13 protein-coding genes are annotated in these 11,290 nt (G+C 44.2%); 7 read left to right on the top strand and 6 right to left on the bottom strand.

Translation table 11 applies throughout. The features are described from left to right. The 6 genes from JNK13_06455 to JNK13_06430 form a co-directional block, all read left to right on the top strand. Window positions 1-216: phosphoribosylpyrophosphate synthetase (locus JNK13_06455; protein ID MBL7662375.1), on the top strand; the 216-nt coding region annotated here is incomplete at its 5' end. 25 nt (window positions 217-241) lie between these two features. Continuing rightward, window positions 242-928, top strand: coding sequence for a 50S ribosomal protein L25 (locus tag JNK13_06450; GenBank protein MBL7662374.1), 687 nt, complete (start codon window positions 242-244; stop codon window positions 926-928). Between the two features lie 18 nt (window positions 929-946). Beyond that, window positions 947-1,534 carry an aminoacyl-tRNA hydrolase gene (locus JNK13_06445; protein ID MBL7662373.1) on the top strand — a complete coding sequence of 196 codons (588 nt, stop codon included), beginning with the start codon at window positions 947-949 and terminating at the stop codon, window positions 1,532-1,534. Between the two features lie 114 nt (window positions 1,535-1,648). Further along, window positions 1,649-2,056: a 30S ribosomal protein S6 gene (gene rpsF / locus JNK13_06440; protein ID MBL7662372.1), complete on the top strand. Its 408-nt coding sequence runs from the start codon at window positions 1,649-1,651 to the stop codon at window positions 2,054-2,056. A 56-nt stretch (window positions 2,057-2,112) separates the two neighbouring features. Further along, the gene (locus tag JNK13_06435) at window positions 2,113-2,664 is read left to right on the top strand and encodes a 50S ribosomal protein L9 (GenBank protein MBL7662371.1); all 552 of its coding nucleotides are present in this window, start codon (window positions 2,113-2,115) and stop codon (window positions 2,662-2,664) included. A 19-nt stretch (window positions 2,665-2,683) separates the two neighbouring features. Further along, a complete protein-coding gene (locus JNK13_06430; GenBank protein ID MBL7662370.1) occupies window positions 2,684-3,307 on the top strand; it encodes a hypothetical protein in 624 nt (207 codons plus the stop codon). Between the two features lie 430 nt (window positions 3,308-3,737). Here the strand turns inward: JNK13_06430 and JNK13_06425 are convergent, their stop codons facing one another. Beyond that, complete coding sequence (locus JNK13_06425; protein ID MBL7662369.1) at window positions 3,738-5,651, bottom strand: O-antigen ligase family protein; 1,914 nt, start codon at window positions 5,649-5,651, stop codon at window positions 3,738-3,740. A 106-nt stretch (window positions 5,652-5,757) separates the two neighbouring features. Then, window positions 5,758-6,936, bottom strand: a complete 1,179-nt coding sequence (locus tag JNK13_06420) for a PQQ-dependent sugar dehydrogenase (protein MBL7662368.1) — start codon at window positions 6,934-6,936, stop codon at window positions 5,758-5,760. A 285-nt stretch (window positions 6,937-7,221) separates the two neighbouring features. Between JNK13_06420 and JNK13_06415 the strand changes: the two genes are divergently transcribed. After that, on the top strand, window positions 7,222-7,632 hold the full coding sequence (locus JNK13_06415; GenBank protein MBL7662367.1) for a hypothetical protein: 411 nt from the start codon (window positions 7,222-7,224) through the stop codon (window positions 7,630-7,632). 50 nt (window positions 7,633-7,682) lie between these two features. Here the strand turns inward: JNK13_06415 and JNK13_06410 are convergent, their stop codons facing one another. The 4 genes from JNK13_06410 to JNK13_06395 are packed head-to-tail and all read right to left on the bottom strand — an operon-like array spanning window position 7,683 to window position 10,860. After that, window positions 7,683-8,525: a 50S ribosomal protein L11 methyltransferase gene (locus tag JNK13_06410; protein MBL7662366.1), complete on the bottom strand. Its 843-nt coding sequence runs from the start codon at window positions 8,523-8,525 to the stop codon at window positions 7,683-7,685. A gap of 5 nt (window positions 8,526-8,530) precedes the next feature. Then, the gene (locus JNK13_06405) at window positions 8,531-9,208 is read right to left on the bottom strand and encodes a response regulator (GenBank protein ID MBL7662365.1); all 678 of its coding nucleotides are present in this window, start codon (window positions 9,206-9,208) and stop codon (window positions 8,531-8,533) included. Next, window positions 9,205-10,035 carry a thioredoxin domain-containing protein gene (locus JNK13_06400; protein ID MBL7662364.1) on the bottom strand — a complete coding sequence of 277 codons (831 nt, stop codon included), beginning with the start codon at window positions 10,033-10,035 and terminating at the stop codon, window positions 9,205-9,207. Before JNK13_06400 ends, JNK13_06405 begins: the two co-directional genes overlap by 4 nt. A gap of 30 nt (window positions 10,036-10,065) precedes the next feature. Then, window positions 10,066-10,860 carry a ComF family protein gene (locus JNK13_06395; GenBank protein MBL7662363.1) on the bottom strand — a complete coding sequence of 265 codons (795 nt, stop codon included), beginning with the start codon at window positions 10,858-10,860 and terminating at the stop codon, window positions 10,066-10,068. Between the last annotated feature and the right edge of the window lie 430 nt (window positions 10,861-11,290).

The following is an 11,290-nucleotide window of genomic DNA, read 5'->3' as shown; positions in this document are numbered from 1 at the left end:
TGCACGGCGCACGGAGTTTTATCTGGTGCGGCAAAAGAACGCATGCCGAAAAGCCAAATTTCTAGATTGATTATGAGTGATACAATTTATCACACGCCACAGTCATTAAAGCCTGAGAATTACTTTATGCGCCTTCCTGTTGCAGACCTAATTGGCGAAGCAATTAAGCGCGTGCATTGCGATGAGTCAGTGAGCTCACTTTTTGAGACAGATTGAAAATAAAATATTGAGGAGATAGTGTATGCAAATTATTGATATAGAAGTTAGTGCTCGTAATGATCTTGGCACTGGAAAGTCTAACACTGCGCGCCGTCAAGGCTTAGTCCCAGGGGTTGTCTACAGTGAGGGCACTCCGGCATTGCCTTTGCTTGTGAATGGACGTGAGTATGGCAAGAAAGTTTACGGAAAAAAACAAACACAGCTTTTTCGCTTTACTAGCGTGGATAGTAAATTAAATGGTATGATGGCGCTGGTAAAAGATGCGCAAATTGAACCATTGCGTGACGAAGTCATGCATGTTGATTTTTACTCAATTCATGAAGGTAAAAAGATTACTGTGCCAGTTCCTGTAGAGTTAACTGGTGAATGTCCTGCAGTGAAGAGTGGTGATGCGATTCTCAACCAAACAGGCTATGAAGTCGAAGTTGAGTGCTTGCCAACAGCGATTCCCGATCAGCTCACGGTTGATATTAGCGGTTTAGCAGAAGGCCATTCAATTCACGCTGCAGACTTACAAATGCCTGAAGGGGTTCGTCTTAAAACTGATCCTAAGACGTCAATTGTCAGTGCGATTACTGCTAAAGAAATGCAACTTGAAACTCCTGTTGCTGCTGCGACTGCTGAAGGGGAAGCTGCGACTGCTGAAGGGGCTGCTGCAGCACCTGCCGCTGATGCTAAGGCTGATGCAAAGAAGGCAGATAAAAAGTAACGTGGTGGGGCGCTCGTAGTGTTTGTCGTAGTCGGGTTGGGAAATCCTGGAGCGCGCTACAGAAATACTAGGCATAACGTAGGTGTTTGTTGCTTAGAGCAACTTGCGGCTAAGCTGCAAACACCAAAAATTGAAAAGTGGACTAACCAACACGGCGCGTTCATTTACAAAGTGAATTCATATCTCCCGGGTGTGGATCTCTTACTTGTGCGTGGCGATTGTTACATGAATGAGTCTGGTGGCCCTGTCTCTCAAATACTAAATTTTTATAAAATCCCGCCTGAGCAGCTAATTGTTACTCATGATGATTTGGACCTGGCTCCGGGGCGATTGAAAATAAAGCGCGGAGGCTCTAGCGGCGGGCATAATGGTTTAAGCGATATTGACGAGAAAATCGGTTCAGCTGAGTATTTTCGCATCCGCATTGGTATTGGCCACCCACGGGATTCACAAACACCGGAGATGCCAGTTAAAGCTTGGGTGTTAGCTAGTGCTGGTTCTGAAGATAGTTCTGCGATTGATAGCGCTATAACTCGAGCAGTTATCGGCATAGAAACCCTCATAAAAGAGGGCCTGGAACCAGCGCAAAGTGCTATTAATACTTGAGAATTGTAGATTTTCTCTGCAAATAATTGATTCCCGATCTGTAACTTGCTATAAGTCCTGCTCTTTTAACGGGTAAGCAAATAGCCCTAAGCAATTAAAATTTAACGGATTGTTATGATAAATAAATACGAAGCAATGGTTGTATATAATTCAGATTTGAGTGACGACCAGCTTAAAGCAGAAATTTCTAAAATTGAAACGACAGTGCGTGCGCACCAAGGCAACGTAACTAACGTTGACACTTGGGGAAAGCGTCCCTTGGCTTACAAAATTAACAACAAAGATTTTGGCATTTATGTTTTAATTTTACTTGAAGGCGACAATACGATGATTACTGACTTGCAACGTCAGTTGAAGATCAATGAGCAAGCGTTGCGTCATATTTTCGTAACAAAAGACAAGTTTGCTCCAGATTTCACAGCGCGTGCGCGTGAGAACATGATGCCTTCTCAGCAAATTTATGAAGATGATTTTGTTGCGGACTTAGTTGTCGACGCAGAAATTGAGCCGGCTGCGCTATAGTTTTCAATAGATACTCATAGAGCTTAAGTTCTAATCGCTTATTTAGGGAATGATTTATGCAAGTAATTTTAACAGATGATGTTGTTGGCCTTGGTGATATCGGTGAAACTGTAAAAGTGCGTCCTGGCTATGCGCGAAATTTTTTAATTCCTCGAGGCTTTGCTGTAGAAATGGGCGCTAAAAGTGCTGGGGCGGTTGCTCACAAAATGCGCCAAATTGACGCTAAGAAAAAGCGCATGAAAGCTGGTGCAGAAGAGCTTGCTAACAAAGTGCGCGATTTGGCTGTAAAGATTGGTCTACGTATGGGTGCCAATGGTCGCGTATTTGGTTCGATTACCACCAAAGATATTGCTGAAGAACTAAAAAAACAGGGCATCGTAGTCGACCGTCGACGCGTGCTGCTCAGTGAGCCAATCAAGAAGATCGGTATTCACTTCGTGCAAGTTAAGTTACATCCTGAAGTTGTCAGCCAAATTAAAGTTGATGCTTTTGAAGTTCAAGTTTCTCAAGAAGACGAAGCGCAACTTGCCGAGCAAACTAAGCGCTTGATGGAACTTAAGGCAAAGCAAAAAGAAGCTGAAGCTGCTGCAGAACAGCAAGATTCATAATCTCGCCACGCAGATGCGCGTGCCTACATTTAGCAAGCTCGTCCTCATACTTCTAATTACATTTGCACTGACTGGTAGTGCAATCGGGCAAGCTGCGCCCATGGAAATTATTTTCGATACGCCGCAACCTACCTTGATTTCATTCCAAGTAGTTTTCACTGAACTGCCAAAGCCGGATGCTAACTTCTCACTGATTTCCAAAATTGACAGGTCGCAACGTGCCAAGCCCGGCTGGGCACTAGCGATTAGCAATCGAGGAAGTTCGATCCGCCCCGAAGCGTATTTTCGTGGTGCGGATGGGAGTGGTGGATTTTATCTTTTTGATCGTTACGATTTCGAATTAAATCGCCCATACTGGGTAGTATTTATTGTGCAAGTCGATCGTTCGCTTTCGCTTTATATTCAGGCACTAGAACCCAAGCACCAAGGGGACATAAGCCCATCATTTCTTGGAGCGCAGTCGATAAAAAATGTCAGCATTCCGCAACCACAAATTGCAATGCAAATCAGCGAAGAGAATCAGCGTGAGAAGTTGACGGTGAGTGATTTAAGAATACTTAGGCCGCAAACGCTGCCAATATTGCCTCAGCAAGTTATTGAGTTTTTAAGCGGAGGGCCCGAAAAGGTCGTTCCACAGCATTAATTCCAACAAGTTGTTTTTCTATGATTATTTGGTTTCAATCAATGTTCGATAAAGCGCAGAGTGGAGCCGAACGGAAGTTTTTTTGTATGTTTTTTGAGGCCTACGCAGGCCAGTAGCTATAGCCGTAAAGATAAGAATTTTTTCACCGTCATCTCGACCGAAGCTCTGAGCCGTACATGTTTACGGCGAAGAGCGAAGTGGAGAGATCTCCAATTGTATTTCTTGAAGAATTTGGAGATTTCTCGACTTCACTTCGTTTCGCTCGAAATGACAAGGACTTATCTGCTTTCCTTATCTTAATGGCTGCAGGCCAGTAGTAGTTTGTTAAGTTAACCACTAATGTAAGCATGGCCGAGTACGACCAAGAAAAATTTTCAGCAAGAGCACTCGGAGCGTAAAGTAAAGGTCCCTTTCATTAATCACAGCAGATTTATTTAACTCTCACGGCTAAGAGACGGATGTCTGTCGAGTCCGGAATGCTTACTTGCGGAACAAAAACTCCGTCGAACTTGATCACAAAATATTCGATTTTCTTTCGCAGAGTATCAAGTGCGATTTTCGTGCTTGTGTTTGGGGCTAGAGCTTCTGCCCAGAGTTGCTGGCCAGTAGGGTCTTCAATGATTAATGTCTGGGTTGCTCCGTGATATGGACCAGCTGAGACTTCAAGCTCACGCTTAGCGACTAGTCCATCAAGTCTAACTAATGCCCGCCTACCGCACCAACGTGCCCCGTTTGCTTCCGGTGGATAGCACCCAACTTCGGGTTGTGTGAGTCCAGAGACAGGAGGGAGATAATGATGTAGCGCTCCTACAATCAATATCGCTGCGTAGATAGATAAGGCTTTACGGCTATGTTGCTCTGCTTGAGAGGATGTTACACCGCTTGTCAGCCCAATTAGGATGAAGAAAATAAACCCGAGGGCTGGAATATAAAATATTTCCTGCACATTACCGTAAATCAAAAAAGCAATTCCTGAGCATGCAGCGATTGCATTAAGAATAATCTGCTCAAGCTGTTGATTTGTTTTAATACTCTGCAGTAACAACTGTAACGGCTTTAAGGCGATGAGAATTAAGGCAAGTAAGCCAAGCAGGCCTTTCCCAGCAAAAGTTTGGGCGTAGACGTTATGCGCTGTTCCATGCAGCGGTAGATCGATACTCTTAAAGTAGGTTCCTGACTTTGCCACAAATTCTTTTTCAAACTGGTAAGCAAATGATTCGCCACCAAGACCAAGCATCGGCCGAAGCATTCCGAGCATCACCCCTGCACGAACGAAATCTGTGCGATCCGAGGTTTTACTAATTTCAAGTGCGCGTGATTTATATGCCCCAAGATCAAGTCCGCTTAAATGTAGCACTCCGGCTGTAATCACTAATGTCAAAGGGAAACTAAGCATGATTTTAAGAAAGGATTTTTTAAGTGCACAAAGTGCGTTTGCTTCACCCTGTTCGTGGCAACGCACTAAGTAAATCATGCCCCAAATTATAAATAAGGTGAGGGGATAGGAAAGCCAACCACCACGCTGATAAGTCATTACCAGTGTAAGTTCTCCAATTAATGCAGCGACTAAAATTAAAGTGATTCTCAGCCAGTATGTTTTTGGGATCAGGAGAATTAATAAGATGCAGGGAATCGTTAAGGTTACATACTCGGCAAACCAGCCAGAGTGCCCGAACAGTGATTGCATGCGAAACTCTACTCCGCCGGCATTGACAGTGGGGTCAAGTCCACGCAGCTCCTGAAGCGGGATCATCCCATAGTAACCGAGAAAACCAAGAATAATTGTGAAGAGTAATCCTAGTGCTAAGGCTTGGGCACGCTCTTTAGCAGTGAGGAACTGATGCGAATTCCTTTCGATTAGCACTGCAAGGAAAAGCAAGACTAAGGCCAGTAGCGGATAGTAAATTAATTCTTCAGTAGCGGTTGCAAGCCTCGTTAAGCTGAAAGGAATTAATGCAAAGCTTCCCAGCGGAGGGAATTTGCTTTTTAAGTCAAACAATAGATCTTTGAGTGGAAGGCCAAGGAGGCTGAGCGATGAAATTAAAAGGTAGGAATTGATTAATGTTGAATTTGCTGAGCGCGTAGTGCAATCTTGTTTGACTAAATTTCTCAGACAAGAACCAATTAAGAGCGCTCCAGATAGATAAAGGAGAAATGCTGTTTGCCAGGTGCCGGGCTTGTGTCCAAATACCGGTAAAATCAAAAAGAAAGAGTAATAGCTAAATTTAGGGACATGATAAGCAAGTAGCACAGCGCCGAGCAGAAGAATGGCGATCGGTAACGAGTTACTTACCCAAGCAGCTGAGGCAATAAAAAATACTAAGATAGCTGATAAGATAAGCACAAAATTTGACCAAACCCTGTTAAGTTCTTTGGCAAACCCTAGCTTTTATTGAACATTTTTGTCGAGTGGAAGTTTATCGAATTCAACTTTTTATACTGTGCAGGCATTAATCTCGCGATCTTTTGTAGGAATTACTAATGGCCGGATCAATCCGATAGACATTGCCCTGATAACCAAGCACATAGAGTTCCCCAGCTTGATCTTCGCCAAAAGAACTAATCATTCCAGGTGCAGCAATTAAATCAGCGCGAGACCATTGATCGTTGGCATTTGGTGTTAGTGTCCAGATCATTCCTCCCGTGAAATCCCCGAAGAGATACTTGCCCGTGAGCTCTGGAATTTTTTTGCCACGATAGATATAGCCGCCAATGATTGAAGTCCCGCTTTTTCTAGCATATTGTTGAATTGGCATTTTAAGTTTTTCACGCAAGCAGCCTTTTTCAGGTTTGAAGCAGAACATGCCCTCCATGATATTCCATCCGTAGTTTGCCCCGCGTTCGATAATATCGATTTCCTCAACACGATTTTGACCCACGTCCCCCGCATATAAAACCCCTGTTTTACGGTCAAAACTAAAGCGCCAGGGATTGCGTAGGCCATATGCCCAAATTTCTGGTTTTATGCCTTTCTTGGCGCTTAAATCATCTGTAAAGGGGTTGTCATGCGGGACCTGATATGTGCCAGCCTTGGCATTGATGTCGATTCTCAGCATTTTGCCGAGTAGGGAGGATAAATTCTGAGCGTTTCCACGCGTATCACCGGCCCCTCCACCATCTCCTGTGGCAAAATACAAATATCCATCTGGGCCAAATTTCAAGCAGCCGCCGTTATGGTTCCCGTACTTAGGGTGGGGAATTTGGATAATACTTTTCTTACTTGCTGGATCTGCAACCAGGCTATTTTTTGCAGATGCTTTATATTCAAAAATTTCAATGTCGCCTTGAGGGTTAGTTACATAGATAAAAAACCTTCGGTTGGACTGATAATCAGGATGAAAGGCAAGTCCAAGTAGTCCGCGCTCACCCCCAGATGATATTTCAGTAGAGATGTCTAGGAAGGGGGTAGCAAGTATTGCAGCGTTTTCGACAATCTTGATTTTCCCTGCTTGTTCTAAAACATAGAGCCGAGTGCTATGATCGCTTGAGTGTGTAAGATAAACTGGCGCATTCAGGCCAGTTGCAATCTCGGTCAATTTAATATTTAAGGCAGGAGCTTGAGCTAGGGTTTCGGATTGTGAGTAAGTCCATAAAAGGGCTGAAAATATTGTCAAATAAACAGACCGCATAAATTTATCCATCTCCTGGTTTGCTGTTGATGGATAGCATAGACACTTTCTTCAAATTGTGGCAGTTCTGATATATTGTTCTCGCTCTTTCTCATTTCCCTCAGGGTATTTAGTTGAGATTGTTTCTCAATACTTAAGGAGAAATGCGCCTAAGTCGTTTCCCTTTCGTGATGAGAAACAAGGCTTCAAATTCAGTAAGGTTTTACATTTTCTTTACGCGGGCGCTGGACGTAAGCGGCTAGGTTTAGCTTTTTACGTCCACCGCCAGAGCGGTGAAGGAGAAATATGGAACCGGAAATTACGATCGTGATTGGTCATATCGCCGGAACCGAGATCCGCCATTTGGGTGAACTCGGTGACACCGGAATCGTCGTTTTACATGGCACTCTTTGCAAAGACAACAAAGAGATCATGTCACGAGAAGTCGTGCTAAAACTTGGTGCGCTTCAGGCAGAGGGTCGAGCCGTTTTTGTTTCAGGAGATCCGCAGACGCGAACGAATGCGCAAGAACTTCTGAGCTCAAAGGGTTGGCAGGTCGAAGCGAATTCTTTGCTCTCGGCAGAAAGCTTGCGCGACTCCCTGAAAAGTCTTGAAGTTCCTCATACTTGGATTGGAGATCTTCCGCCAGGCATGAAGAAGCAGCGTCGACAAGAATTTCACCGCGCTGAGGGGAAAGACAAGGCAGGCGTACGCTGACTGAAGGTGGACAAGGTTTCAATCATGCAGGTTCAAATTTGAAGCCTTGTTCACTTTCTTAAGCTTACAGCAATCCAGAGTCCTTGACGCTGAATTGATTGAACGGTCAAATTTTCGGAAAACTCAGCTAGAATTAACTTTTCCTTCTCAGCTAAAATTCCAGAGATGATTAACGATCCGCCAGGGTTTAATCTCTTAATCAGGTCAGCTTTAAGCTCAAGCAAAACCTCGGCATAAATATTGGCTAAAATTAGGTCATAAGTTTCTGCTGCGAGTTTAATATCGCCATGAATCAACCGGATATTTTCTTCCGAGAAGGAATTCAAGGCAATATTTTCACTTGCATTTGCAACTGCTTGTCCATCAATTTCAATCGCAGTTATGCTTGCTTCGTAAAGCTTTGCTGCTGCAATAGATAAAATTCCACTCCCTGTTCCGACATCAAGCACAGACTTGTTTGTGGCCGCCATGATTCCAGGACTCTGCATCAGCTCAAGCATCATTCTTGTTGTTTCATGCTCTCCTGTGCCAAAGCCCATACTGGGAACAACTAATAGGGTTCTACGATCTAGATTCTGCTGAACCGCATTCTCAGGACTAGGAGTAAATTTAACAGTTAGTTCCCCGATCTGGATGTCGGGCCAGCTAGTTTGAGATTCTAAAACCCAATTTCTTTCTGCTACTTTAGTGGTAGAAACTAAAGTTAGGCCAAAAGTTTCAAGTTTACCGTGAAGCAATGCTAAATCAGTCGAGGATTCTTCTGCCGACAAATAAACGCGCAAAAGATTTGAGTTCAATACTTCAGTGCCTTGTATCTCTAGATCGGGGATTGCGAAAATTAGCTCTTCAGCACGATCACCCTGAATTTCTAGTTGCCACCACCAACGGCTCATCCGTATTAACTCTGCTTATCCCAAGCTTTGTCGCCGGGCACATGAAACATTTTTTCTGGACCTTTGTTTGTTGCATCAAGCTCTATTGCGTCTAGCAGTTGAGTTAAAACATGATTAATGCGCTTGCCGCTGTCTTCAATTAATTTCCCCAGGTCAGCAGTTGCCGGGTCGGTGCTGGAATTCTGTTTAATCAAGTATGCTGCGCCAAGGACTGCGCCAAGTGGATTATTAATTTCATGCTGTAGCGTCGAAAGCAGTGTGCGAATTGTGCCCATGCGTTCTTGCATGAGTTTCCCTTGCAATAACTCCTGTTCGAGTTTTTTCCGTGTTAAGAGGGCCTCAACCAGTGGAAGAAATAGCGGCAATGAAACTTGACGTTTGGCGAGAAAATGATCAGCTCCAGCAACTAAAGTTTTTGCCGGCAAAGCAGGCGCGTCATCTGAACTCACTGCTAGCACGGTTGTCTGCTCGAGTTTGGGATTTGCAATTAATTCATAGCCCAAGCCGTCAGGTAAATTCTGGTCAAAGATTGCCAAATCAAAGGGCGCTTCTTGCGCTAATGTTTCACGGGCGGTGGCAATAGTTTCTACATGTGTGAACTTAACAGCGGGGAAAAGCTGCTTAAGTTGCAATTGTAAGATGCGCGCGAAGTCCTTGTCGTCGTCGAGGATGAAAATTCTCATTTGTTATTTTTCTGCTCGTCAATTTCAGCGGCAAAAACCTCGTAAGGTTGAGCGCCTCGAATAAAAACACCTTGATAGTCCTGGTCGGCAGCTTTTGTTCCGAGGAAAAAGCTAGGCAATCCCTTAATGCCTAAGCTCATCCCGGCTTCAATATCTTTGGCAATTTCACTTTGATAGCGCGATGTTTTCATGCAGCGCGAAAACTTTTTCTGATCGAGTTCCTTGATTTTGGTGCTTAAGGAGCTAACTCTTCCTTCGCTGACTGCGGTATCATGGGCATATAAAATTTCTGCCATTTCCCAATACTTACCTTGCTCACCAGCGCAGCTTGCAGCTTGCGCGGCGGTTTTTCCGTAGAGATGAGATTCAAGTGGAAAGTCACGGAGAATAAATTTAACCTTACCTTGCGCTGTTAGATCTTCGCGGATTTTAGGAAAGGTATTTTTGAAAAATTCACCACATGTTTTGCACTGAAAACTTGTGAACATGATCAAGTTAAATGGTGCATCGGCTTTACCCAGAAAGGGGTCATCTTTTAAGCCACTATCGGCGGTAAATGAAATTTCGCGAATTGGGGTTTCATTTTGATTTTGCTCGCTGGTGGTGGACTTAGCAACTACTGGTAGGTTGCTTGTTTGTTTGAAGGGGTCACTTTGACCTTCAAAGCGCGAGCGCAGCGATTGAACTTCGGTGCGTAATAAGGTTACTTGATCTTCAAGGGCATTAATTGTGTTTAACTGTCGTGCTGTTTTTGCTTGCTCCTCCAGGAGATAAGCACAAACGCCGCAAGCCACAAGAAATGGTAATAATACTAATAAACTACGCATAGCAATTAATTGATACCGATCAACTCAAGCTTATGCAAATGCTTGTTTTTGGTCAGCCGTAACTAGCCTTAAACTACTAAATTGCGTAGAGCGCGCATAGGTCAAGGCATCTACCTGCTTAGCTCCGGCAGCACCAAGTGTTAGGGCTGCAGAAAAGAGAGTTGACCCTGTGGTTACGACGTCATCGATTAGTAAAATCCTCCTACCTGCGACCTTGCTTGCTGTGGTGCGGAAAGCATTTTGCATGTTTTGAAAGCGGTTCTCGCCAGATAAGTTAACTTGGGTCGCGTGGTTGCGGTTGAGCATTAACGTAAACTGCGAATGGGGAGTGCCAATTAGCCCAGAGATTTTTCGAGCTAGTAGCCCAGTGTGGGAGAATCCACGCTTAAGCAAGTTACTTGAAATCGAGGGAATCGGTAAAATCAAGTCCCAAGCTCTTGTTGGGAAAATCCCTGGGCGTAGGATCGTTTCGGCCATCACTAGCGCGAGATAATCCGCAAGCGAAAAACGATGATTGTATTTGTAAGTCTTGATAATCTCTGCGGCCTGCTCCTCGTAGCGGTAGACTGATCTTAAGGTTGTTAGCGGGGAAGGCCAAGTTGCGCAGGCAATACACTGCGGCGCTGCATCGAAGATTCGAGGAGTAGGCTCACCACAGCAAATGCAGCTACGTTCAGGGTCGGTCAGTTCTTGCGACCCTAAGATCGCAGGAACATAATTTTGTGGATTACAACGCTCACACAAAACATCGCACACAAGCTCAGGCGCACTGTCCCCACAAACCGCACAACTTGGTGGAAATAGTAGATTAATAATGCTTCGCATAAATATTGACTAAATATAGCTGATTTTAAGTTTTTAAGTGAGATCTAAAGATCTTTTTAAGTAAGATCTTTAGATCTCACATATTATCGGCCAGTTGGCAGCGTTTGTTGCCTGTGAAAGGAAAAATATTTCTAAACGCTCTAAGTAAGCAAACTTTTCCCGGTCATTTCGTCTGGCTGCGGAATGCCAAGTAGGACAAGCATCGTTGGGGCAATATCGCAAAGCGAGCCACCAGCTCGTAATTTAACTTTTGGTACGGGGTTACGGGGTTACTTTCCTAAGCAAACGGGCATAATCTCAAGCCGTAGCAAAGCCATAAATATTTCCAATCGCACGCAACAAATATAAGAATCTGGACGATAATGTAGTTGGAAGTGTAATCTCGAAGCTTGGGTAGGGCAGTAGAAAGTAACCCCGTACCAGAGATTAA

This window comes from bacterium (genome assembly GCA_016786595.1).
GTDB lineage: Bacteria > Bdellovibrionota_C > UBA2361 > SZUA-149 > JAEUWB01 > JAEUWB01.
Note: the sequence above shows the minus strand (reverse complement) of the source record. Positions and strands in the feature narration are given on the sequence as shown.